This is a genomic window from Micromonospora sp. 15K316, assembly GCF_004348525.1.
GTDB lineage: Bacteria > Actinomycetota > Actinomycetes > Mycobacteriales > Micromonosporaceae > Micromonospora.
Map to the genome: position 1 here is coordinate 1 of NZ_SMKG01000082.1, position 24,371 is coordinate 24,371.

Sequence of the window (24,371 nt, forward strand, 5' to 3'; positions counted from 1 at the left end):
ATGTGGCCCGCCACGCCGGCCCCGCCACCGCCCGGATCCACGTGGAGTACGCCCCGGCGCGGCTGACCGTCTCCGTGACCGACGACGGCCGAGCCTCGCCTGCCGAGTCGCCGACGCCGGGGGTGGGTCTGCGCGGGATGCGGGAACGGGTCACCGGACTGGGGGGCACGCTCGACGCCGCGGCCCGCGACGGCGGCGGGTTCGGGGTACGCGCGACCTTCCCGCTCGACGGACCGGCATGACCGCGCGCCTGCGGGAGATCCGACGGGCGCTCTCCGTGACCGGCCCAGGCGGCCTCGACCGGAGCGAGGAGCCGGCATGACCCGGGTCCTGCTCGCCGACGACCAGGCCCTGATGCGGGCCGGATTCCGGGCCCTGCTCGACGCCGAGGACGACCTGGAGGTCGTCGGCGAGGCCGTCGACGGCGCGTCGGCCGTCCAGCTGACCCGACGGCTGCGCCCGGACGTCGTGCTGATGGACGTGCAGATGCCGGGACTCGACGGTATCGAGGCGACCCGGCGCATCGCCGCCGATCCCGACCTCGCCGCGGTCCGCGTCCTCATCCTCACCAACTACGGGCTCGACTCCTACGTCTTCGCGGCGCTCCGCGCGGGCGCCAGCGGGTTCCTCCTCAAGGACGCCGACCCGGCCGACCTGCTGGAGGCCGTCGCCGTCGTGGCGCGCGGCGACGCGCTGCTCGCCCCCGCCGTCACCCGGACGCTCATCAGCGAGTTCGTCGCCGGCCCGGCACCGGCGGACCCGGCCGCCGGACGCGAGGTGCTGACCGCCCGGGAACAGGAGATCGTCGAGCTCGTCGCCCGGGGGTTGAGCAACGACGAGATCGCCGCGCAGATGGTGATCAGTCCGTTGACCGCCAAGACGCACGTCAACCGGGCGATGACGAAGCTGCACTGCCGTGACCGCGCCCAGCTGGTCGTGTGGGCGTACGAGTCGGGCCTGGTCACACCCCGCCGTCGCTGACACCAACGTTCGCCCGGCGGGCGCTCGGTTCAGTCGCACACCGTCCGGGCGTGGCGGGCGAAGTCCTCGTGCGTGCGGTAGGTGGCGACGTATCCGCCGTCCGTGTCGCCCTCCCACCTCTTGGTGAGGATCGTGTTCGGGCCGGCCCGGTCGCGTAGTTCGCTGACCCGGAACGGGAAGTCCTCCACCGCGCCGCCGTCCTCGTTCCAGGCGCGCAGGTCGTACATCTGCTCGTCGTCCAACGTGGCCGGCGCCAGCTTCGTCCGCCAACCGTCCGCCGGGTCGAGCAGTACCACCTCCTCCGTCTCGCGGGCCCGGCGATCCTGCTCCCGCTCGAGCCGGATCACCTTGCCCCTGACCCCGCCGCCGTCCACACCCCGGTAGAGGGTGATCACGACCGCCCCCTTACCCCGGCACCAGTCGAACACACCGACCAGCCGGCCGTCGGGGTCCAGTCGTACGCCGACCGCGCCCTCAATCGGCGCGCTGCAGGCAGTCAGGCCGGCCAGCACCAACGCGCAGATGAGTCCCAGTAGCCCCGTCCGTCGCATCCCCACACGGTAGGTACCGGCGGTCACCACGCGGTCACGTCGACGAAACGGCTCGGCAGCCGAACGTCGCGTTCAGGTTGATGCCCCGCAGGGCGGGTACCGGACCACCATGCGGGCACCCACCTGGATCACGACCGCGGCGGCCGTCGCCGCGACGGCCGCCGCCGGCAGCCTGGCCACCGACCCCTCCTCACGCTGGTACCGGCGGCTGCGCAAACCCCGCTGGCAGCCGCCGCCGGCGGCGTTCCCCCTGGTCTGGACCCCGGTGTACGCCCTCATCGCGGTGGCGGGCGCCCGCACCCTGGACCGCAGCAGGGGAGCCGAGCGTGCCGCGTTCGCCAAGGGCTACGCGCTGAACCTCGTGCTCAACGCCGGCTGGACCGCGCTCTTCTTCCGCGCCCACCGACCCACCGCCGCGCTCGCCGAGATCGCCGCGCTCGACGTGTCCAACCTCCTGCTGCTGCGCCGTGCCGCCCGTACCGACCGCGTCGCCGGCCTCGCACTGACCCCCTACGTCGCGTGGACGGTGTTCGCCACCGCGCTCAACGGCGCCGTCGTACGCCTCAACCCCGGAAGGTGATCGGCTCCGGGCGGCCGGTCGCTCAGCGGCGCAGGGAGGTCGCCCGCTCCATGTGCGAGAGCTTCGCCGGATTACGCACCGCGTAGAGCCCGGTGACGAGACCGCCGTCGATGCGTACCGCCACGACGGTGTCGATCTCGCCGTCCTGGCGGAAGATCAGCGCCGGGTGGCCGTTGACCTGCGCCGGCCGTAGCGACCCCAGGACGGCGACCCGGCCCAGGCCGGCGGCGAGCACCCGGCTCACCTTCTCGATCCCCACGATGGGGCGCGGCACGGCCTGCTTGACTCCGCCACCGTCGCCGAGCAGGACGACGTCCGGCGCGAGGATGTCGAGCAGCTGCTGCAGATCGCCCGTCTCGACCGCCCGCTGGAAAGCGTCGATCGCGTCCCGGGTCTGGGCCGCGGAGACGACCCCGCGTGGCCGGCGCGCCGCGACGTGCGCCCGTGCCCGGTGGGCGATCTGCCGGACCGCGGTGGGACTCTTCTCGACGGCCTCCGCGATCTCGTCGTACGCCAGATCGAAGACCTCGCGCAGCACGAAGACCGCCCGCTCGGTCGGCGTGAGCGTCTCCAACACCAGCAGCATCGCCATCGAGACGCTGTCGGCCAGTTCGACGTCCTCGGCCACGTCCGGCGTCGTGAGCAGCGGCTCGGGCAGCCACGAGCCGACGTAGGACTCCTTCCGGCGCCGGAGCGTGCGCAGCCGTGCGAGCGCCTGGCGGGTAGTGATCCGCACGAGGTAGGCCCGCTGGTCCCGTACCGCGTCGAGGTCGACGCCCGTCCACCGCAGCCAGGTCTCCTGCAGGACGTCCTCCGCGTCGGCGGCGGAGCCGAGCATCTCGTAGGCGACGGTGAAGAGCAGGTTCCGGTGGGCGAGGAACGTCTCGGTGGCCGGTTCCGGGCGGCCGTCGAGGTCGCCGCCGGGGCCGCGATCATCGGGGTTGGTGCGCGCCGTGCCGGCCATGGTTGGCTCCTGTTCACTCTCGGCTGGGTCACCCATCAGATGCCGGGGTGCGCCGTCGTGTGACACGCAGACCGTAGCCAATCCTGTCCGGCGCGGAACGACCCGACGGCGAGCGGCGCAACCTGTGGCGCGGGTCACGTGCCCGCCGCTGTCACAGCGCCCCGGTCGCCGGCATCTCATGGTCGTCCAGCACGACAGCACGAGGGAGGACGCCGCCATGACCACCCGAATCAACCTGTTCGAGAACGAGACGGCCGTCAAATTCGCCAAGCGCTTCGCCAACGCCGGCCTGGTCATCCACCAGTCCTCGCTGCCGAGGTCCACCCAGGAGCTGGTGTCGCTGCGGGCCAGCCAGATCAACGGCTGCGGTTGGTGCATCGACATGCACACCAAGGAGGCCGCGGCGGCCGGTGAGACCGCCGTCCGGCTCCACCTGGTCGCCGCCTGGCGCGAGTCCACCGTGTTCACCGAAGCCGAGCAAGCCGCCCTCGCGCTCGCCGAGGAGGGCACCCGGCTCGCCGACGCCCATGCCGGGGTCTCCGACGAGACCTGGGCGGCGGTACGCAAGCACTACGACGACGACCAGATCGCCGCCCTGGTCTCCCTGGTGGCGCTGATCAACGCGGCCAACCGGCTCGCCGTGATCGTGCACCAGCAGGGCGGCTCCTACGAGACCGGCGCGTTCGCCGGCTGGTCCAGCTGAGCGGTGAGCCGTCTCCGGCCCGGCCCGGTTCATCCGACCCGGGCCGGGCCCGCCTAAGGTCGACTCGGGTTCCCGGGTCGCGGCACCACCTCGACCTGCCGGGAACCCAGTCGATCGAGCGATGCCGGCACGGCGAGGTGAGGGGGCGGCACATGGGCGAGGAGCAGGACCGCACGCCGTTGCGGTACGACCAGAGTGGGCTGCGCGGGAAGCGCGCCCGTGTCCTCGTCGCGGAACCCACCGACGAGATCGACTGGCCGGCCGACCTGCCGACCGGGACCGAGACGGTCGTCATCCTCGACGACGCGCCGAACCCGCACCACACCCTGCGGGTGCACCCGCCCGGCGATCCCACGCGCGTAGCGTTTGTCGTGTTCGACCAGCTGGCGCTCTGCGACGACCTCCCGCAGGCGTGAGGACGATGGACCCGCGACGCATCGCGCTCAACCGGCGGCACAGCCGGGAGATGGGACTGCTCTTCTCCGCTTTCCTCGACGCTCACCCCGATGTCGAGTCCGAGGTGGACGGAGCCCAGATGACGGCCGAGCAGGACGCCGCGTGGGGTGCCTTCAGCGCCCCGCTTCTCGGCCGGCACCAGGCAGAACGGTCCGCGCTCGCGGCCCTGCTCGAAGCCGAACGGCGGGGCGGCCGCCACCCGTGACCGGTACGCGGCACCCGGCAGACCAGCGCATCGAGCGCCGCTACTTGCCGCGCGGCCGCGCGTCCGTATGCTCTCAGGGGTGACCGCGCCATCCCCCGGCACCGCCGACCCGGTTCCCCCGAGCGGCCCCCGCGCCAGCGTGATCGTCGTGATCGGTGGTGACGGTCCAGCCCCTGCCCGCCCGGCCTGGCTGCTGATCGGGCCGGCGCTCACCGCACTGCTGGGTGTCTACCTGCTCGCCGTCACCTTCGGGCCGGCCGGGACCGCGATGCGGATGGACATGCACCTGCCCGCCTCGGTGATCCCCTGGAGTTTCGTCGCCTACCTGCTGCCGGCGCTCCTCACGGTTCCGGTCGGTTACCTGCTCGGCCGGCGATGGCCGACCGCGACGGCGCTGCCCGCGGCCATCCTGCTGATTCCCGGATCGCTGCTGACGACGCTGGCCCCGGGGAGTGGTTCGCTGCTGTTCGCCCGCGCGCTGACCGGAATCGCCGCGGGTCTGGCGTGGGGCGTCACGGCAGCGCTCGTGGCGCAGATGAGAGCGCAGCGCGCCTGGGCGGTGCCCGTCGTCGCCGGCGCGGCGGTGCTGGCGCTCGGGTTCGGCGCTGTGCTCGGGGCGCTCATGACGCGGGGCCTCACCTGGCGGACGCCGTTCCTGCTGGCCGTACCGCTCGAAGTGGTGGCGGTGCTGGCCACCGCGGTGAGCGGGATCGTCCTGCTGACGCGGCGCCCGTCCGGACCCCCGGCCGCACCGCTGGTCTGACGGAACAGCTGTCGCGCTAAGCGGCGTCGGGCGGCCGGCTGCCGTGGTGGGCCCGCGTACTGCTCGCGGGTGGTCGCTCTGCGGGGAACGGCCCGGGGAGGCCCTCGCTCAGCCCGTCGCGTCTCCGCTCAGCTGAGCCAGAAGGTCGACCTCGTTCGGGACGCCGTGCCCACCGTCAGGTGCCCCTTGTCGTGGTTGACGTAGCTGCCCGGACGGTCCGACAGCTCCAGCGAGACGCCGTTGTTGTTCGCCAGGCCGGGCACCCGACGGAAGCTGGCCTGCGCGGCGAACGTGGCGCCGTCCTCCGCCGGGTCGATGCGCAGGCTCGTCCCGTCGACCCGCCAGTAGCGGTCCGGGAAGTTCACCGACCGGAGCGAGACGGTGCGGTCGCCGGCGAACCCGGGCACGAACCGGAACTGGGAGTCGGCGAGTTCCCGCACCTGCGGGTCGACCCGCAGCGCGTATGCGTAGTGGCGTACGAACGACGACGAGGCGTTGGCGGGCGACAGCCGCACGATCGGGCCGCCCCTGCCCACCGGCACCCCGAACAGGGGTGTGCCGTCCGCGTGCCAGTAGAGGCGCTGCGCGCGGGCGTGCCGGTTCGGGTCGTAGAGCGGGTCACCGACGATGTCCCGGTAGTCCCGCGCGTGGTAGACGAGCACGTCGGTCTCGCCGTCCTCGGCGACGGTGAAGCTGTTGTGCCCGGGGCCGTACTGCCGCGTCTGCTCGTTGGTGGTGAAGACGGGGTCGGCGTTCTTGCTCCAGGTGGCCGGGTCGAGCAGGTCGGCGCGGGCGTCCGCGGTGAGTAGCCCCATGCAGTAGCGGGCGTCGGTGGCGCTGGCGGAGAAGGTGACGAAGATCCGGCCGTTGCGCTTGATCACGGCCGCGCCCTCGTTGACCCGGAAGCCCTGCACCTCCCACGACTTGGTGGGGGTGGCGATGCGCGCCGGGTTTCCGGTGATGGTGAACGGTGAGGTCATCCGGGCGATGTAGAGGTTGCTGTTGCTGCTGATCTCCGGTTCGCTCTGCGCCCAGACGAGGTAGCGCTCCCCGCGGTGCTCGAAGGTGGTGGCGTCGAGCGAGAAGCTGTCCCACGGGGTGATGATCTGCCGCGGCGTCGACCAGCCGCTGACGTCGCGGGGGTCGGGCGCGGTGGACTCCATGACGTACATGCGGATCCGGAAGACGTCGTCGGAGTCGCCGGCGGCGAAGTAGAGGTACCAGCGGCCGTCGATCCGGTGCAGCTCGGGGGCCCAGATGTGGCCGCCCATCTTCCCGCTGGCGGGACGGCGCCACACCACCGCCTCGGCGGCACCGCCCAACCCCTCGATGGTCGGTGCGGCGCGCACGATGAGCCGGTCGTACTCCGGCACGGACGCGGTGAAGTAGTAGCGGCCGCGAGTGCGGGGTGTGACGAACGGGTCGGCCCGCTGCCACACGAGGGGGTTGGTGGTCGGCGCGCCGTAGATCTCGGCGTCGGTGGGCGGGGCGGCCCAGGCGTTCTTCCCGGCGACGGGGAGGACCAGCCCGGTCGCGGCCACGCCGAGCCCGCCGCGCAGGAGGGTACGTCGGTTGAGGGGAGTGCTCATCGCTGCTGCTCCTACTTCGTCTGGACGCGGATGAAGGTCACCGAGTACGGCTCGAAGGTGCGGGTGAAGGTGGGCGCGACGCCCTTTATGGTGCTGGTCCTCGGCTTGATGAGCTGCGCCGTACGGGTGTTCAGCTCCTCCGGGTCGCCGCTGATGACGGTCATCTGCGCCGTGTTCGCGACGCGTACGCCGGCGCCCAGGTTGATCGTGGTGCGGGCGGGTGCGGCCTGGGCGTTGACGACCTTGACGATGAGCTGGCGGGCGGCGACGTCGCGGGTGACGACCTGGGCGAACGGTTCGGTGACGGCGTTGTCGTCGAAGCTGCCCCACACCTGCCCGTCGAGCAGCAGGGTGACCTTCGTGCCGCGGATCTGGACCTTGATGTCGTACGCGCGGCCGGTCTCAATGGTGTTGGGCTTCGCGATCAGCGTGGTCTTGCCGCCGTTCACGGCCTTCTCCACGGCGCCCTGGGTGTTGTTCCATCCGCCCAGGTTCCACCAGTAGTAGTTGCCGGTGTCCTTCACCCCGAAGCCGACGAGGAACCCTTCGGCGCCGGAGAGCTTGGTCGCCTTGACGTCGAGGTCGTAGTCGCGCCAGCTCTCGTCACCCGCCTCGACCATGGTGTCTTCCGCGGCGGTGTCGGACTGGACGTAGCCGCCGTCGACGACCGACCAGGCGCCGCGGCCGGCGATCGGGGTCCACCGGTCGGCGCCGGCGGAGAAGTCGTCGTGGAAGAGTTGCGTGCCGTCGGCCGAGGTGACCCGCACGTCGTCGTACTTCGCCGCCGTCCGCCAGGTGGAGAGCCCGACCGCTCCGGTGACGGGTTCGGGTGCCCGCGTCGCGCCGCTGAAGGTGCTCGGCACGACCCGGTCGCCGACGTTGGTCATGAACAGCTTCTGGACCTCGTAGCTGGCCGAGCCCCACGACTGGTCGTTGTCGAACCAGATCATGTCCGGCCGCCACTGGACGTAGTCGATGTTGGCCAGCAATGGCGCGTACGACGCCATCGTCACCACGTCGGCGTTGCGCTCCAGGCCGGTCAGGTACGCGCCCTCGGCCAGCGCGTTGTAGAGCTTGTTGTCCTGCGACGCGAACTCGCCGAGCCACACCTTGGCGCCGGAGCGGTCGTAGCTGTCGTAGCGCTTGTTGTTCTGCAGGAACCAGTCGGGGCTGTTGTAGTAGTGCTCGTCGACCATCTCCACACCGTTGGCGCGGTTGAGTTCCCACGCCCGGTCGAAGGTGGCGCCCGCGTCGTCCGGCCCGGAGTTGCTGATGACCGTGATGTTCGGGTATTTCGCCTTGATCGCGTCGCGGAACTTCACGAAGCGGGCCATGAAGGCGTCCGGCAGGTTCTCCTCGTTGCCGACCTCGAGGCGGTCGAGGCCGAACGGCGCGCGGTGACCCATCGCCGCGCGCTTCGCGCCCCACGTCGAGGTGGCCGGGCCGGTGGCGAACTCGATGAGGTCCAGCGTGTCCTGGATGTGCCGCTGCAGCAGCGCCTCGTCGTCGACGGCCCGGTTCTGGCCGCAGCCGGTGACGAGCGCCGGCACCACCGGCACCGGCTTCGCGCCGATGTCCTCGGCGAACTGGAAATACTCGTAGTAGCCGAGGCCGTAGGACTGGTTGTAGCCCCAGAAGTTCGCGTTCGTGGCGCGTTCCTCGACCGGCCCGACGGTGTCCTTCCACTGGTAGGCGCGGGCACGCTGGTATCCGCTGGCGGCGTCGTAGCCGTACATGCTTCCGGTGTTCACGATGCACCCGCCGGGGAAGCGCACGAAGCCGGGGCGCAGCGCCGCGATCTTCTCGGCGAGGTCCTTGCGCAGGCCGTTCGAGCGGCCCTTGAAGGTGTCGCGGGGGAAGAGCGACACCATGTCGAGGCGCAGCGTGCCGGCGCCCGCGGCCTGCACCGCGAGGCGGGCCGCGTCGGTGGTGCCGGTGGCCACGAACGTGCCGGTGTACCGGCGCCAGGTGTCGCCGCGCACGCTCACCCGCACCGGGGCGGCGTACGTCCTCGTCCCGGCCTGATCGCGCAGGCCGACCGTCAACGGGGTGCCACCGGCGGTGTCGGTGCGGGCCCAGACCGAGAAGTCGTACCTCTTGCCCTTCTCGAGCGCGATGCCGGTGTTGTAGCCGGCGTTCTGCACGCCGTAGGTGCCGGCGCCGGTGTTGGTGAGCGTCAGCTTCAGGTAGGTGCGGTTGCGCTCGTTGAGGCGGGCGTCGTCGTCGACCGTGACGGCGGTGCCGCTGCCGCCCGCGGAGGAGACGACGCTCCAGGAGGTGAGGCCGGTGTAGGCGCCGTTGTCGATCGGGAGGTACTCGAACGAGCGGTTCTGGACGAGTTCGGCGTAGAGCCCGCCGTCGGCGGCCCGATTGATGTCCTCGAAGAAGACGCCGTACATGTCCGGGTCGATGGCCGGGCCCGGGCGCCCGGCGTCGACGGTGATCGTGTAGTCGAGGGCGGCGGTCTGGTCGGCGCCGAGGGCGGGGGCGTTCGCGCTCAGCCCGGCTACCACGACTCCGGTTATCAGGCCCGCGACGAGCCGGTGCGTACGCATGGGTGATCGGCCTCCCGGTCAGCGGTGGGATTCGTTGGCGGTGGGCGGGGCGGGCGTCACCTGGCGCGCCGGCGCCCGCCCGCGGGGTCAGGGCGCCAGCGGAGGGACGCTCTCGAGTGTCGGGACGACGCGGGCGATAGTGCCGTCGGCGTCGAAGCGCAGGCGGTCGATGGTCACCTCCCGGTGGGTGCCGTCGCCGCCGGGGATGGCGAAGCGGTGGTAGGCGATGTACCAGTCGTCGGTGCCGGGCACCTGGACGATGCTGTGGTGGCCGGTGCCGAGGATGCCGAGGCTCGGGTCCTTGCCGAGGATCTCGCCGCGGTTGACTAGCCCGTCGGCCATCGGGGTGGTCGCGGTGGCGTAACCGACGCGGTAGTTCTCGCTGCGGGTGTCGTCGATCGACCAGCTGAGGTGATAGGTGTCGCCGCGCCGGGCCATGAACAGCCCCTCCCGGAAGCCGGTCAGACCGGTGATCCGCTTGACCTTCGTGGCGTCGTACGACGTCATGTCCGGGTTGAGCGGGACCACGTAGGCGTTGCCGTTGCCCCAGTAGAGGTAGCTGCGGCCGTCGTCGTCGGTGAAGACCGCGGGGTCGATGGCCTGGCCGCCGTCGGGGTTCGCGGCGACGAGCGGTTCGCCGAGCGCGTCGACGAACGGCCCGGTGGGGGAGTCGGCGACGGCGACCCCGATCTTGGCGTCGGCGCAGAAGTACAGGTAGTACTTCCCGTTCTTCTCGATGGCCGCCGGTGCCCAGGCGCGCCCGTCGGCCCAGGACACGTCCGGGCCGAGGTCGAGGATGGTCGGGTGCTCGGTCCAGCGCACTAGGTCCGTGCTGGACCAGGTCTTGAAGGTGGTGCCGGACCAGCCGGGGTAGCCGTCGGTGGTGGCGTAGATGTAGTAGGTGTCGCCGAAGCGCACGATGTTCGGGTCGGCGTTGTAGCCGGGCAGGACCGGGCTGTTCATGGTGACCGCCCTGACGGTCCAGCTGCGGCGGCTGCCGTGCGAGCCGGTGACCGTGTAGGTGACGGGCTCGCTGAAGTCCCGCTTCGCGCCGTTGCGCGGGGTGAGGCGGGCACGGTCGCCGATTCGGAAGTGGGGTGCCAGCGCGGTCACGTCGGTGCCCGGCTCGACGGGCAGGGTGACGGTGTTCGTGTCGCCGTCGATGATGGCCGGCACCTTGAGGGCGTCCAGCTCGACCGAGCCGATGGCGGTCTCGTTCCCGGGGAGGCCGAGCACCTCCTTGGCCGACAGTCCCCGGTTCCACAGGGTGAAGCCGCGCATCCGGCCCTTGAAGTAGCGGTCGGAGGCGAAGAGGGAGCGGCCCAGGTAGTTGGCGGTGGTGATGCCGCCACCGAGGTCGCCGGGCTCGGTGGTGACCCCGCTGTTGCGGGCGACCTCGACACCGTCGTCGTAGAGGCGGGCCACCCCGCCGGACAGGGTGTAGGTGATGGTGTGCCAACCGCCGCGGCCCAGGTCGCGGCCGGCAGAGGTGTTCTGTTCGGTCGAGTAGGTTCCGCTCGCGATGGCGGTGCGGTACGCGTTGCCCGTGGTGAACAGGTAGCCGTTGCCCGCGCCGTTCGTGGTGTTGCCCAGACCCCAGATGAAGTACGGCGTGGCCTGCCCGGGGTCGACCCAGACCTGGGCGGAGACGCTGACGTCGGAGAGCCCGGTCAGCAGGTTGTCGGGCAGGTCGACGTACCCGTCCTCGCCGTCGAAGGTGAAGGCGTCGCGGCCCCGGGTGACCCCGCCACGGATGACGGCGTCGCGGCCGTTGCCGGAGCTGTCCTCCACCGTCGTGCCGTCGCCTCCCGCGAGGCGGTAGTCGGCGATGACGCCCTGCTTCGTGGCCGGCGCGGGCGAGGGGCCCTGGCGGAGGCGGTCGAGTTCGGCCCGGGTGACGGGCAGGACGGTGCCGTGCCGCGGGTGCGTCGGCAGATCGTAGCCGGTCGACATGGTGAAGCGGCCGCCGTCGAGGTCGGTGGTCTCGAACGGCACGTAGCCGCGTCCGCCGAACTCGTCGATGAACAGGTACCACTTCTCCTCGGTGTTGCTCTTGAAGATCGTCGGGCCCTCACCGCGGGAGATCCCCTCGCCGTCCTCCGTCGCCTTGCCGATGCAGTCCTGGACGAAGTCCCAGCTCGTGTCGCGCAGCTCGGTCGACTTCTCCTCCAGGATGAACTTGCTGCACGGGGTGCTGGAGGTGTTGTTCCGCTCGTCCTTGGTGAAGCGGTAGTAGCTGCCGTCGTGCTCGACCACCGTCGAATCGATCACCGAGTACCCCGGGTCGACCCAGACCCTGGGCTCGCTGAAGGTACGGAAGTCGCGGGTCGTCGCGTACATCATGCGGTTGTAGGTGTCGCCGGTGTGGGCGGTGTCCTCCGGCGCGTAGAGCTTCGAGGCCCAGAAGACGACGTAGGCGCCGATGGTGTCGTCGTAGTAGGCCTCGGGCGCCCAGGTGTTCCCCGCGGTGTCGGGGGAGACGCGCACGTGCCGCTGTTGCGACCAGGTCACCAGGTCGGTCGACTCCCACACCTCGATGTGCCTGCTGCCGGTGCGCTGGGCGGCGTCCCAGTCGCCGTTGCCATAGATCTTCAGGTCGGTGGCGATGAGGTAGAACCTGTCGCCCTCGGGGCTGCGGATGATGAACGGGTCGCGCACCCCCTCGTCACCCTCGCCGGAGGTGAGGACCGGACGGCCACCGTTGAGCTCGTCGTACCTGAGCGGGTCGTTGCCGCGGCTCGCCGCGAAGTAGATCTGCTCGCCGTCGGCGGTGCCCTCTCCGGTGAAGTAGGCGAAGGCGTACCCCTCGAGCTCCTCCTTCCTCGGCAGCGGGAGGACGGTCAGGGTGAAGTGTCGGACGGCGCTCGCCCGGCCCTTCGTCGCGCGTACGGTGAGGCGGGCCCTGGCCGCCTTCGAGCCGTGCTGCGGGCGGGTGACCTCGCCGGTCCGGGTGACGACGCGGGGGTCCTTCGCGGTCCAGGCGAAGGTGACGTCGCGGGCCCCCTTGGTGGGCAGGGTGATGTTGCCCCGGACGGCGTCCTGGTCGTGGATGACGATGGCCGCGAGGGCGTCCTCGACCTTCTCCCGGTCGCTGACGTCCGCCACGACGGTGACGGTGAAGTCACGGGTGACGCGGTGGCCGGCGTAGGTGACCGCGGCGGTCAGCGTGACGGTGGCGTCTCCGGAGCGGGGCGCGGGCCGGGTCACCACGCCGGTGTTCGACACCACCGCCGGGCTGCTGGAGGACCAGCTGATCGTCGACCCGCCGGCGCCCCGGGTGGGCAGGCTGAGATTCTCGGTGACCGCGGTGGTGTCGCCCAGGTCGAGGGCCGCCGCGTCGTCGGCGGCGCGCCCGGTCGCGGTCCGCTCGCCGAGCGCGTGGGCCTCCTCGGCGGTCACCGCCCGGTCGTAGACGCGCAGGTCACGGACCTGACCCTTGAGGTACCGGTCGGCCGTGTAGACGGAGCGGCCGAGGTAGTTGGCGGTGGTGCTGCCACCACCGATCGCCGCCGGCGTCAGGGTGATGCCGGGCGTACGGGCCACCTCGACGCCGTCCTCGTAGAGCACCGCGGTGCCACCGCCCAGGGTGTACGTGATGGTGCGCCAGCTGCCGCGAGTGAGGTTGCGGCCGGTGGTGACGGTCTGCTCGGTCGACCAGTTTCCGCTGGCGATCGAGGCGCGGAAGGCGTTGCCGGTGGTGAAGAGGTAGCCGTTCCCGACGCCGTCGGGACCGGTGTTACCGAGCCCCCAGACGAAGTAGGGGGTGGCCTGGTCAGTCGCCACGTTGACCTGTACCGACACGGTGATCTCGGTGAGACCACGCAGGACGTCGTCGGGCAGGCGGACATGCCCGTCGACGCCGCCCAGGCGCAGGCCGTCCGGCCCCTGCCAGGTCGCGTCGCCGCTGAGCGTGCCGTCGCGTCCGTGGCCGGAGCTGTCCGGCACTGTCGTGCCGCTGCTCTGGGTCAGGTCGTAGCGCAGCACGAGACCGTCGTCGAGGGAGGCCGCCGCGCCCGACGGGGTCAGGGCCACGACGCCGACCAGGCCGGTGACGAGCGTGGTCAGGCCGGCGAGTAGGCGACGGGCAGAACGGCGGGCCGGGCGGAGCGGGGCTGGCGACAAGGACATTGCCGGGCTTCCTCCTGTGACTCGACGGAGATCGGGCGTCAAGACGGTGGTGCAGCCGGTCGGTGCCCGAGGCGCTGCGCTCCGACGGAGGTCGCTCGGTCTACGAAGCGAGCGTTAACATGCTCGGGAGTGAGCGCCAACGTACGCACATGTATCGATCATGTCAATACTGCTGCCAGCGTCGGCACCCCCGATCGGCAAAGATCGCGGCAGGGATTGACAAGCCCTTATGTTTACGTTCACAAACTCAGTCGCGGCGGTGGGTTGAGCCTGTCGAATGCACGTGGCAGGCTCGGGCGCCGTGATCGATGAATTCGCGAAGGAGTACCTGCACGGCGACCTGCGAGAGATCCGCGAGACGATGCTGTGGAAGCTCGACGGGTTGCCCGAGTACGACATCCGCCGACCGTTGACCATGACCGGGACCAACCTTCTCGGCCTCGTCAAGCACCTGTCGATTATGGAGTCCTGGTACTTCGGCGAGGTGTTCGACAGGCCGTTCCCCGAGCCGCTGCCCCGGTGGAACGACGTCCGGGAGCACGGCGCACTCATGTGGGCGGCGGCGCACGAGACCCGCGAGGAGATCATCGACCGTTACCGTCGCGTGTGGGAGCACTCGGACGCGACGATCACCGCTCTCGCCATCGACTCCCCAGGTCACGTCCCCTGGTGGCCACGCCCCGACGTGACGTTGTTCAACATCCTGGTCCACGTGCTCACCGAGACCAACCGGCATGCCGGACACGCCGACATCCTGCGCGAACAGCTCGACGGCTCGACCGGCACGGCACCCCGGTACGCGAACACGCAACGCGATGCGGCGTTCTGGGCAGCCCAACGCGCGAGGATCGAGCGGGCTGCCAGGGCGGCCACCACGCCCGACCACGACGCCGACTCCGTCACCGCACACGACTGAGATCCGTGCCGGATCCCGACGTCGAGGCCGGCAGGCGGGCGGGCGGCGACGCCGCCTCGTACGCGGACAGCGCGGGAGAGCCGCGTCGAAGAGGACCGGCCCGCCCGGTTCAGCCGAGCCGGGACACCTGGTAGTGGCTGATGCGCCAGCGATCGTCGATCCGGCGCACGATCACGCTGAGGTTGACGGTGATGGCCGGCCGGTCGGTGAAGGCGAAGACGACGCTCAGGTAAGCGCTGGACCACGGACGTCGCCACCGACCTCACCGACCCCGAGGGGCTGGCGCTCATGCGCGCTGCCGTCGGATCCGGGGCCGGCGCCAGCCGCGCCTGCATGGCCGACCGGCACGCCCAGCTCGCCGCGATCCTCGACCGGGAACGGGCCCGCGGCGGCACGGTGCCGCAAGTGGAGCGGGCCGCGGACGCATTGCTCGGGCCGCTGATGTATCGCGCCGTGTTCACCAACAACTCGCTCGAACCCGACTGGGTCGACGACCTGGTCGAGTCGTTCCTGGCCTGACGAGGATCAGCCGTCGTCATCGGTGGGCTTCGCCGAGGACGTGGGCGATCCGCGCGTGCTCGTCGTGCCACAGCGTGGTGGCGATCCGCACGTGTGATCGCCCGTCACCGTGCACGGTGAACGGCGCGCCCGAGGCGATACCGATCCCGTCGGCGGCGAGTGACCGGATCGCGGTCGCGGCGTCGCCGACGGGCACCCAGACCGAGAGCCCGGCGATCCCGGTGGGCGTCAGGCCCTGCGCGCGCAGGGCCTCGACCATCAGCTGCCGGCGGTGGCGGTAGGTGGCCCGGGCCCGGTGGATCGTCTTCCGGGTCTGCGGGTCGGTGAGCATCTGCGCCAGGGCGCGCTGGGTCAGTGCGGACGGCCAGCCGCCGGTCGCCATCTGCCGGGCGCGCACCCGCGAGACGACCCGCCGGATCCCGGCCAGCGCCCCGACCCGCAGGTGCGGCCCGTGCGACGTGTTCCAGCTGCGGACGAGCAGGGTCTTGCCTGGCAGGAACTCACCGAGCGACACGTCGGGGGTCGGGGCGAGTTCGTGGGCGCTGTCCTGCTCCAGGATGACGATGTCGCGGTCGGCGAGCATCGGCATCAGCGCCCGGGCCCGCCGGCGGGACAGCGCGTGCCCGTACGGGCTGGCCATGCGGGTCTGCAGGAGCAGCATGCCGGGCCGGGTGGTCAGGGCCGACTCGAGCGCCTCCGGCAGCGGGCCCTCGTCGTCGCAGCGCACCGGCACCGCCTGAGCCCGGTGGTCCTCGACGATGTCGAGCAGCGAAGCGGCGGCGACCTCCTCGACGATGACCCGGTCGTGCGGGTGCAGTACGACGCCGGCGACCCGGTGCAGGGCGTCGTGGGCGCCGCTGGTGACGGTGAAGTCCTCGGCCTCGAAGGGCCAGGTGGTGTGCAGCACCGCGGCGAGCTGAGCGTCCACGGTGTCCTCCGGGTACGCCCGCCAGCGCGTCCCGGCCACCGCCTCGGCCAGCGGCCCGGCCAGGTCGGGCAGGAGCGCCGGGTCGGGGTACGCCGTGGAGAGGTCCAGCCGCACCGGTGGCGGGGGCGGCAGGCTGGCGAACCGGCGGCCGGCCAGCGCCCCGGGCCCGCGGACGAAGCTGCCGTGCCGGCGGTCGCAGTGGATCAGACCGCGCTGGCGCAGCCGGGCCCAGGCGGAGGCGATCGTCGTGGGACCGACGTGCAGGGCGGCGGCCAGCGCGCGCACGGTGGGCAGGCGCAGTCCCTGGGCGAGTTGGCCGGAGTGGATGAGGTCACCGAGGCGATCGGCGATTCCGCGCGCCGATCGGTCGGCGAACATCAATGCGAGCGTGCTGGCGTGCAGGCGTTCCGGTCGTCGCGCCAGCGCGGCCTCCGCGGCCGGGTCGAGCGTGTCGGTCAATCGTGGTTTCGACAGCTCGGCGATCATGGTTTTTGATACCGCGTGGGCTGAACCCGCGGCAACCGTGTTGAGCCATTCTTGAGCTTTCCGGGCGGCGGAAAAGAGAACAAACGCGAACAGCGGAGCCACTGTGGAGTCCGGTGCGCCCGACTACGGTTTCAGCCACAGTCGATCGACTATGACTGATGCCGAACCGGAAGGTCCGCCGATGCTCAAGACCCGTCCACCCTTGTTGTACGGCGCCTGCGTGGCCCTGCTGGCGCTGGTCGGAGCCACCGCGACCGCGCCGGTCGCCAGCGCCGGCCCAGACCTCACCCGCGCCGCGGCGGCCCGCGCCGCCAGCATCCCCACCCCTGAGCAGCACTTCGGCTTCAAGATGGGCACGGAGGGAAAACTCGCCTCATACCCTGACGTGCTCAAGTACATGAAACTGATCGCCGAACGGTCCGACCGCGTCGACTACGAGACCGTCGGCCCGACGACGATGGGCAACGAATACGGGACCGTCATCATCAGTTCGCCGAAGAATCTGCGCCGCCTGGATCGCCTGGTGGAAATCAACCAGAAACTCGCTGATCCGCGCGGCACCACACCGGAGGAGGCCCGCCGGCTGGCCGCGGAGGGGGTGCCCTTCTACCACCTGGAGGCGACCATCCACTCCAGCGAGGTGGGCAACGGCCAGGCGATCAACGACATCGTCCACCGCCTCGCCACCGAGGACTCGGACTTCACCCGGAACATCCTGAACAACTCGGTAGTCGTCCTGGTGCCGTCGCAGAACCCCGACGGGCAGCACCTCATCATCGACCACTTCAACCGGACCGCCGGCACCGACTACCGGCGGACCTACCCCGACCTGTACCACAAGTACACAGGCCACGACGACAACCGGGACTGGACGATGTTCACCCAGGTCGAGGCCCGGTACCGGCTGGAGCTGGAGAAGAAGTACCGCCCGGCGATCGTGCACATCATGCACCAGAAGGGCAACTCGGGCAGCCGCATCTTCGTCCCGCCGTACGGGGGGATCACCAGCGAGAACGTGCCGGCGAACATGAGTTCCTCGGTCTCCGCGATCGGGCAGCATGCCGCCCGGGCGCTCGCCGCCGCCGGCAAGACCGGGGTGGGCAGCCTCGACTACCACATCTTCTGGACCCTGGAGCAGCCCGTCGGGTACTTCCCGTTCACCGGCTCCGGCGTCTACCTCACCGAGATCGCCTCGGTGACCGACTACGCGTACCCGCAGAAGTCGCAGGACGGCCGCCCGCTCGGCCCGCAGCAGGCCCGGATGAACCTCATCGAGCCGTACCGCTCCGACACCTGGACGCTGGCCGACATCGTCGACTACGCGAAGATCGCCACCTACGCCGGCATGGAGTACACCGCCGACAACGGCGAGAAGCTGCAGTACGACAACCTGTACGCGGTGCCGCACGAGTACCTGACCAAGGGCGTGCCGTCGGGCACCTTCGCCTTCGTGGTGGACGCTGAGCAGCGTGACCCGTACGCGACCTTCGAGATGCTCCAGCGTCTGGAGTGGACGGAGGTGGAGATCGAACGCGCGACGTCGCCGTTCGTCGCCGACGGGAAGCGGTACGCTGCCGGCTCGTACGTCGTGAAGATGCACCAGCCACGCGGCAACTGGGCGCACCAGGTCCTCGGCGCCGACCGGTACCCGGAAGTCCGGGACTGCGGTGACTGCCCGGTCCTGCTGCCGTACGCCGAGGCGACGACCAGCCTGCCGTTGCAGCTCGGCGTCGACGTCGCCGAGATCCGCGCCCCGTTCGAGGCGCAGCTGGAGCGGGTGACCTCGGTCGAGCCGCCGCAGGTGACCATGCCTCCCGCGCCCCGCGCCAAGGGCGCCTACCTGGTCCGTCCCGAGTCGTACGGGACGATCCAGATCGTCTCGGCGTTGCAGGACGCCAACATCCCCACCTTCCGCGGCGCCAAGGCGTTCCGCGCGAAGGGCGTCGACTACCCCGCCGGCACCTACATCGTGCCGGCCACCCCGCAGGCGCGTCACACCCTGGCCACCGCGTCGGCCAAGGTCGGCCTCCAGGTGACCGCCGTCGACCAGACTCCCAAGGTCGCCGGGGTGCAGCTCAAGCCGAAGACCCGGGTCGGGCTGCTGCGCGGTGTCGGGAACATGCCCGGTGGCTGGGACATGTGGCAGTTCGACCAGTACGGCATCAACTACGACGTGGTCTCCGCCCAGGACTTCCAGCGCAAGTCGCTCAACGAGCTGTACGACACCATCGTCGTCTCCTCCGGAGTGTCCCGGGACGACATCGTCGAGGGCCTGGACCCGGCGCAGTACGACGAGGCGTACTCCTGGGCCTACGGGGTGGGCGAGAAGGGCTGGCGCAAGCTCCAGCAGTTCGTCCGCAACGGCGGCACGCTGCTGGCCATCGGCGACTCGGTGCAGACCGCCCAGCAGCTGCTCGACCTGCCGATGAAGCCGGCCCTGCCCACCAGCAACGACGAGTTCGTCACCGGCGGCAGCCTGCTCAACCAGGATTTCGACCCGAACAACCCGGTGGCCTGGGGCATGCCCGAGTCCTGGCCGGTCTGGCTCTACGACACCCAGGCGTGGGAGCTCACCGGCGACTCCGGCCAGGTGGTGTCGAACTACCCCGCCGAGGGTGAGGTCCTGGCCAGCGGCTACCTGCGCGGCGCCGAGCACATCCGGGGCGCCACCAACGTCGCGTCCTTCGAGGTCGGCAAGGGCCAGGTCGTCACGTACGGCAGCGAGATCACCTTCCGCACGCTGCCCCGCTCGCAGTACAACCTGCTCTACAACGCGATCTACCACGGCCCGGCGGCCGAGGTGGATGCCGCCGCGGTCCAGCAGCTGCGGCCGCAGTTCGGCCCCGACGGCGCGCCCGTCAAGCGCTGACCCGCCGGACCCCCACCCGCTCCGGGTGGTCACCCCGCACGGTGACCACCCGGAGCGGCACCATGCTCACGCCGCGTCCGACGGCGCGGGAGGGATGTTGTGGCCGACGCGGAACATGTTGCCCGGATCGACGGCACGCATGACCTCCACGAGCCGGCGGTACGTCTCCGGTTCGTAGGCCCGGGCCACCGCCTCGGCCGTGGTGCCGTAGCCGGTCAGGAAGTTGGCCTGCTTACCGCCGGTCGCCCAGCGGTCCATCGCGTCGGCGAGCTCGGCCAGCGGCGCACGGAACTCCTCCGCCCGGCCCGGCGTGTAGGCTCCGACCACGTGCCACGTACCACCGACAGCCCGGCGCTACGCGGCCGCAGGCGTGAGACCGACCTGCTCAACGGCCTGCTCCGGGAGGTCCGCGCCGGCAACAGCCGGGTGCTGGTGCTGCGCGGCGAGTCGGGCGCCGGCAAGACGGCGCTGCTCGACTACCTGGCCGAGCACGCCCGGACCGACCGGCTGACCCGGGTCGGCGGGGTCGAGCCGGAGTCCGAGATCGCCTACTCCGCGCTGCAGCACCTCTGCGCGCCACTGCTGGACCACCTCGACCGGCTCCCCGAGCCGCAGCGCGCCGCCCTCTCGGTCGCCTTCGGGCGCAGCGTCGGCGAGCCACCGGAGGGGCTCCTCGTCGGGCTCGCCGTGCTCGGGCTCCTCGCCGAGGCGGCGTCGGAGCAGCCGCTGGTCTGCATCGTCGACGACGTCCAGTGGCTGGACCGGATGTCCGAGGTGATCCTCACCTTCGTCGCCCGACGCCTGGACGCCGAATCGGTCGCGCTGGTCTTCGCCGTCCGCAGCCCGGGCGACGAGCGGATCCTCGGTGGCCTGCCGGAGCTGCGCGTCGAAGGACTGCCCGCCCCGGACGCGCGGGCGCTGCTGGACTCGGTGCTACCGGGACCCGTCGACGACCACGTACGCGACCGGATCGTCGCCGAGACGCGCGGCAACCCGCTGGCGCTGCTCGAACTGCCGCGCGGCCTCAACCCGGCGGAGCTGGCCTTCGGCTTCGGCGCCCAGAGCGCGACCCCCCTGGCCGGCCGGGTGGAGGCCGGCTTCCAGCGACGGATCGCCGCGCTGCCGGCGCAGACCCGCCGGCTGCTGCTCGTCGCCGCCGTCGAGCCGGTCGGTGACGTCCCCCTGCTGTGGCGCGCGCTCGACCGGCTGGGCATCGGGGCGGACGCCGCCGCGCCGGCCGAGGCGGCCGGCCTGGTCGAGTTCGGCGCCCGGGTCCGTTTCCGCCACCCGCTGGTCCGCTCCGCCAGCTGGCGCTCGGCCGCCGCCGGCGAGCTGCGCGACGTGCACGCCGCCCTGGCCGAGGTCACCGACCCGGGGCGTGACCCCGACCGCCGCGCCTGGCACCGCGCGCACGCCGCCGTCGGCCCGGACGAGGAGGTCGCCGGCGAGCTGGAACGCTCCGCCGGCCGGGCACTCGCCCGAGGTGGCCGGGCCGCGGCGGCGGCCTTCCTGGAGCGGGCGGCCGAACTCACCCCGGACCCGCCGGCGCGCGCCGCGCGTACCCTCGCCGCGGCGCAGGCCCAGCTCCAGGCGGGCGCCCCGGCGGAGGCGGCGGAGCTGCTGGCCGCCGCCGAGATCGGCCCCCTCGACGAGCGGCAGCGCGCCGAGGTGGCTCGGCTGCGCGCCCAGGTGGCGTTCACCCTCAACCCGGGGCGGGCCGCCGGCCCGCCGCTGCTCGCCGCGGCCCGCCGCCTCGCCGACCTGGACGTCGACGCCGCCCGTACCGCGTATCTGAGCGCGGTGGGCGCCGCCGTGCACGCCGGCCGCACCGGCGGCGACGACCTGCGCCGGGCCGCCCAGGCCGCCCTCTCCGTCCGGCCCGGCGACGACGCGACAGGTCTGCTGCTCGCCGGCCTCACCACCTTCAGCCTCGACGGGCACGCGACCGCGGTACCGCGGCTGCGCCGAGCGCTCGACGCGCTGACCGCGGACGAGGACCTGTCCCTGCTGTGGCTGGCCGCGCCGGTGGCCCACGAGGTGTGGGACGACGAGACCTGGTACCGGCTCACCGAACAGGCGGTCCGCTTCGCCCGCACCACCGGGTCGCTGTCACTGCTGCCGACGGCCCTGGTGTTCCGCGCCGGTGCGCTGGTCTTCGCGGGCCGCTTCGCCGACGCATCGGACCTGATCGAGGAGTCCCGCGCGCTCGAGCAGGCCACCGGGCTGGCCATGCATCCGTCCGCCGCGCTCACCCTGGCGGCACACCGGGGCCGGGAACGTCCCGCGATCGAACTGATCGACGCCACCGTCCGCGAGGCCGAGGCGCGCGGGCAGGGCCGGCTGATCGGCCTGGCCGGCTACGCAAAGGCGGTGCTCTTCAACGGCCTCGGCCAGTATCCGGCCGCGCTGGCGGCCGCCCGGTCGGCGGTCGAACACCCGGACCTCGGCGTCTTCAGCTGGACGCTCGGTGAGCTGGTCGAGGCCGCCACCCGCGCCGGGGAGACCGGGGTGGCCGCCGAGGCCCGCGACCGTCTCGCCGAGCGCACCGGCCCGGCCGGCACGGCCTGGGCGCGGGGCGCGCAGGCCCTCGCCGACGCGCTCACGGCGGCCCCAGAGCACGCCGAGGAGCACTACCGTGCGGCGGTCGAGCGGCTCGCCGGCACCCGGCTCGGGCTGCAGGCGGCCCGGGCCCGCCTGCTCTACGGCGAGTGGCTGCGGCGGGAGAACCGGCGCGGCGACGCCCGGATCGAGCTGCGCCGCGCGTACGAGGCATTCGCCACGGCGGGGGCGGAGGGCTTCGCCGAGCGGGCCGGCCGGGAACTGGGCGCCACCGGGGAGACCGTCCGGAAACGGGCCGGCGACGTTCCCGTCGCGCTCACCCCGCAGGAGTCGCAGATCGCGCGCCTGGCCGTGGCGGGGCGGACCAACCCGGAGATCGGCGCGGTGCTCTTCCTCAGCCCGCGTACCGTCGAGTGGCATCTGCGCAAGGTCTTCACCAAGCTCGGCATCACCTCCCGCCGGGAGCTGGCCGCGGCGCTGCGGGAGCGGTGACCCGGGGTCGCCCCAGGGTGTCTCCCTGGGGCGAGCGCACGCGGCGGCGCGCGAGGGTGGGTGCCGGATGCCGGACGGCATCCGGATTCGCGCAGGAGGACATGATGGTGGACTACCAGCTTGAGCTGATCGTGTTGCCGGTGGCGGACGTCGATCGGGCCAAGGAGTTCTACACCCGGCTCGGCTTCCGTGAGGACCTCGACTACGTCGGCGGCGAGGGCTTCCGGGTGGTGCACTTCACCCCGCCGGGGTCGCACTGTTCGATCGTGATCGGTGAGGGCATCGGCACCGCCGCGCCGGGCTCGACCGAGAACGTGCACCTGATCGTCAGTGACATCGAGGAGGCCCGCGCCGACCTGGTCAGCAAGGGTGTCGAGGTCAGCGAGATCTTCCACGACGCGGACGGCGTCTTCCACCACGCCGGCACCGAGAAGCGCGTGCCCGGCCTCTACCCGGGCCGGCGTTCGTACGGCTCGTTCGCCTCCTTCACCGACCCGGACGGCAACCAGTTCATGCTCCAGGAGATCACCGAACGCCTCCCCGGCCGCTGAGCCACGCACAGCGACGGCGTCCGCCCACCGCTCCTCGCGGCCGGCGGACGCCGTCGGTCGTCTCCCCGGAAGGGACCTGTCGTTCTCGTTGAGCGCGCAGGCGATCGGCCGGGGTGCCGGCGCGGTCACGGCGGTGGCCCCGGGGTTCGTCCCCGGGGCCACCGCGTGCGTTTCGACTCGGGTCAGGCGAGGGCGCAGCGGTAGCCGGCGGCGGAGGCCGGATCACCGTGGCCGAGGTAGCGAGTCACCTGCGGGTAACGGCACACGTCCCGGGTGACGGTCCTGCCGTCCGCGCCGGTCGTCGCGGCGGCGAGCGTGGCCGGCGCCCGCCCCTTCTCCACCCAGTCGACAAGCGTGCCCAGGTCGTCGACCGGGTAGGCGCCCGGCCCGCCCCCGCAGTGGTTCACCCCGGGCAGGAGGAAGAGCCGGTAGAAGTCGTCGACCTTGCGGTCGCCGCCCAGCAGGCGGTCGACCCGCTTCCGATAGTCGACGGTGCCCTGCGTGGGGATGAGCTCGTCGGTCTGGCCGTGCCAGCTCAGCAGCTTGCCGCCGGCCTTCGCGAACGCCCGCAGATCCGCTTCGTCGGTGCCGATCACGTCGTGGAACTGTCGCTGGGACGAGCGGAAGAGCTGCGCGAACGACCGGTAGGTGAGCTTCGTGGTGTCGAAGGACGGATCCTGCGTCACGAAGTACGTCGCCCAGAGGTCGGCGACCTGGAAGGGCGCGCCGTAGGCGGCGAGGGCGGCGAGGCTCGCCCCCTTGTTCGGCCCGTACCAGAGCTTCTTCCCGCTGGGGGAGACCGGCCCCGCCCAGATCTTGCGGACGGCGTCGGCGGTCGCCGCCGAGATGGTGATCTTCCTGCCCTCGCAGACGACTGTGGTGCCGACCAGCCGGCGGGCGTCCCAGTGGCAGGTCTGCGGGTCGTCGATGATGCCGTCCCTGACCCCGTCGAGCGGGTCACAGGCCGTGATCGCCGCGGTGGTGAAGGCCTCCAGCTCGCACGAGGTCGGCTGCACCCTCTCCTCGTTGAAGACGGCCTGCGACCAGAGCGTGGCGACGGCGAACCGGTCCCAGTTGATGGCCGGGGCCTTCGCCAGGATGCCCTGGAAGTCCGTCGGGTGCTCCTGGGCCTCGGCGTAGCCCTGCCGGCCGCCGGTGGAGCAGCCGTTCCAGTACGCGTAGCGCACCGGCTTGCCGTAGAACCGCTTCGCCACCTCCTTGCCGATCACGGCCGTCTCGTGCACCGCACGCGAGGCGAAGTTCTCCAGCAGCGGACCGTTGACGGTGCCGGCGGGGGTGAGCGCCCATCCGCTCACGTCGAGCGGGTTCGCGCCGACGCCGGCGTCGGTCGCCGCGGCGACGTAGCCGTCCTTCACCGCCTCGACCAGCGGGGCGCCGAGATCGCCGGCGAGGTAGGCGCTGCCGCCGGTGGCCTGGAAGCGGCCCGTCCACCTCTTCGGGTCCTGCGGCAGCGAGACCTTGACGGCGACGTGGTCGTTCGCCGTGCCGTGGGTCAGCGTGACGGTGATGTCGCATCTGGCCGGGACGTCGGTGATCTGTCTCTTATACACAGCTG

Annotated in this window: 19 protein-coding genes and 1 pseudogene; 12 read left to right on the top strand and 8 right to left on the bottom strand. The window is 71.8% G+C overall.

What is annotated here, in order from left to right; all coding sequences use genetic code 11:
• Together E1211_RS17220 and E1211_RS17225 are read left to right on the top strand one after the other, a co-directional pair.
• On the top strand, positions 1-242 hold a 242-nt coding region (locus tag E1211_RS17220; RefSeq protein ID WP_371686164.1), incomplete at its 5' end, for a sensor histidine kinase.
• A 76-nt stretch (positions 243-318) separates the two neighbouring features.
• Entirely contained in the window at positions 319-981 is a 663-nt protein-coding gene (locus E1211_RS17225) for a response regulator transcription factor (protein ID WP_132350015.1), read from the top strand.
• Between the two features lie 29 nt (positions 982-1,010).
• On the opposite strand, the gene E1211_RS17230 is transcribed toward E1211_RS17225, so the two are convergent.
• A complete protein-coding gene (locus E1211_RS17230; protein WP_132350016.1) occupies positions 1,011-1,532 on the bottom strand; it encodes a hypothetical protein in 522 nt (173 codons plus the stop codon).
• Between the two features lie 109 nt (positions 1,533-1,641).
• Between E1211_RS17230 and E1211_RS17235 the strand changes: the two genes are divergently transcribed.
• Positions 1,642-2,112, top strand: a complete 471-nt coding sequence (locus E1211_RS17235) for a TspO/MBR family protein (RefSeq protein WP_132350017.1) — start codon at positions 1,642-1,644, stop codon at positions 2,110-2,112.
• A gap of 22 nt (positions 2,113-2,134) precedes the next feature.
• Here the strand turns inward: E1211_RS17235 and E1211_RS17240 are convergent, their stop codons facing one another.
• Positions 2,135-3,076: an RNA polymerase sigma-70 factor gene (locus tag E1211_RS17240; protein ID WP_132350018.1), complete on the bottom strand. Its 942-nt coding sequence runs from the start codon at positions 3,074-3,076 to the stop codon at positions 2,135-2,137.
• 217 nt (positions 3,077-3,293) lie between these two features.
• Between E1211_RS17240 and E1211_RS17245 the strand changes: the two genes are divergently transcribed.
• From E1211_RS17245 to E1211_RS17260, 4 genes are all read left to right on the top strand, one after another.
• Positions 3,294-3,779: a carboxymuconolactone decarboxylase family protein gene (locus E1211_RS17245; protein WP_132350019.1), complete on the top strand. Its 486-nt coding sequence runs from the start codon at positions 3,294-3,296 to the stop codon at positions 3,777-3,779.
• Positions 3,780-3,931: 152 nt separating this feature from the next.
• On the top strand, positions 3,932-4,195 hold the full coding sequence (locus tag E1211_RS17250; RefSeq protein ID WP_132350020.1) for a ubiD family decarboxylase: 264 nt from the start codon (positions 3,932-3,934) through the stop codon (positions 4,193-4,195).
• Positions 4,196-4,200: 5 nt separating this feature from the next.
• Positions 4,201-4,440 (top strand): hypothetical protein, encoded by a 240-nt coding sequence (locus E1211_RS17255; RefSeq protein ID WP_132350021.1) that lies wholly within the window; start codon positions 4,201-4,203, stop codon positions 4,438-4,440.
• 79 nt (positions 4,441-4,519) lie between these two features.
• A complete protein-coding gene (locus tag E1211_RS17260; RefSeq protein ID WP_165947277.1) occupies positions 4,520-5,203 on the top strand; it encodes an MFS transporter in 684 nt (227 codons plus the stop codon).
• Positions 5,204-5,331: 128 nt separating this feature from the next.
• Here E1211_RS17260 and E1211_RS17265 read toward each other — a convergent pair whose 3' ends face one another.
• The 3 genes from E1211_RS17265 to E1211_RS17275 all read right to left on the bottom strand — a co-directional run bounded on the left by E1211_RS17265 (position 5,332) and on the right by E1211_RS17275 (position 13,475).
• Positions 5,332-6,792, bottom strand: a complete 1,461-nt coding sequence (locus E1211_RS17265; RefSeq protein ID WP_132350023.1) for a family 43 glycosylhydrolase — start codon at positions 6,790-6,792, stop codon at positions 5,332-5,334.
• 11 nt (positions 6,793-6,803) lie between these two features.
• Positions 6,804-9,347, bottom strand: coding sequence for an alpha-L-arabinofuranosidase C-terminal domain-containing protein (locus tag E1211_RS17270; RefSeq protein ID WP_132350024.1), 2,544 nt, complete (start codon positions 9,345-9,347; stop codon positions 6,804-6,806).
• 87 nt (positions 9,348-9,434) lie between these two features.
• The gene (locus tag E1211_RS17275; protein ID WP_132350025.1) at positions 9,435-13,475 is read right to left on the bottom strand and encodes a family 43 glycosylhydrolase; all 4,041 of its coding nucleotides are present in this window, start codon (positions 13,473-13,475) and stop codon (positions 9,435-9,437) included.
• 301 nt (positions 13,476-13,776) lie between these two features.
• Between E1211_RS17275 and E1211_RS17280 the strand changes: the two genes are divergently transcribed.
• Both E1211_RS17280 and E1211_RS17285 read left to right on the top strand, forming a co-directional pair.
• Positions 13,777-14,391 (top strand): DinB family protein, encoded by a 615-nt coding sequence (locus E1211_RS17280; protein ID WP_132350026.1) that lies wholly within the window; start codon positions 13,777-13,779, stop codon positions 14,389-14,391.
• Positions 14,392-14,637: 246 nt separating this feature from the next.
• A pseudogene (locus E1211_RS17285) lies at positions 14,638-14,910 on the top strand (TetR-like C-terminal domain-containing protein); the annotation flags it as partial.
• A gap of 16 nt (positions 14,911-14,926) precedes the next feature.
• On the opposite strand, the gene E1211_RS17290 reads toward E1211_RS17285, so the two are convergent.
• Positions 14,927-16,297, bottom strand: coding sequence for a PLP-dependent aminotransferase family protein (locus tag E1211_RS17290; RefSeq protein WP_207915402.1), 1,371 nt, complete (start codon positions 16,295-16,297; stop codon positions 14,927-14,929).
• Positions 16,298-16,505: 208 nt separating this feature from the next.
• Here E1211_RS17290 and E1211_RS17295 point away from each other — a divergent pair, with 208 nt between their 5' ends.
• The gene (locus tag E1211_RS17295; protein ID WP_132350029.1) at positions 16,506-19,193 is read left to right on the top strand and encodes a M14 family zinc carboxypeptidase; all 2,688 of its coding nucleotides are present in this window, start codon (positions 16,506-16,508) and stop codon (positions 19,191-19,193) included.
• A 66-nt stretch (positions 19,194-19,259) separates the two neighbouring features.
• Here E1211_RS17295 and E1211_RS17300 read toward each other — a convergent pair whose 3' ends face one another.
• Entirely contained in the window at positions 19,260-19,520 is a 261-nt protein-coding gene (locus E1211_RS17300; RefSeq protein ID WP_132350030.1) for a BBE domain-containing protein, read from the bottom strand.
• Here E1211_RS17300 and E1211_RS17305 point away from each other — a divergent pair, their 5' ends adjacent.
• Positions 19,521-22,244 (top strand): AAA family ATPase, encoded by a 2,724-nt coding sequence (locus E1211_RS17305; RefSeq protein ID WP_132350031.1) that lies wholly within the window; start codon positions 19,521-19,523, stop codon positions 22,242-22,244.
• A 104-nt stretch (positions 22,245-22,348) separates the two neighbouring features.
• Positions 22,349-22,795 carry a VOC family protein gene (locus E1211_RS17310; protein WP_132350032.1) on the top strand — a complete coding sequence of 149 codons (447 nt, stop codon included), beginning with the start codon at positions 22,349-22,351 and terminating at the stop codon, positions 22,793-22,795.
• A gap of 182 nt (positions 22,796-22,977) precedes the next feature.
• On the opposite strand, the gene E1211_RS17315 is transcribed toward E1211_RS17310, so the two are convergent.
• Positions 22,978-24,371, bottom strand: a 1,394-nt coding sequence (locus E1211_RS17315) for a tannase/feruloyl esterase family alpha/beta hydrolase (protein WP_132350033.1), incomplete at its 5' end; no start/stop codon positions are given.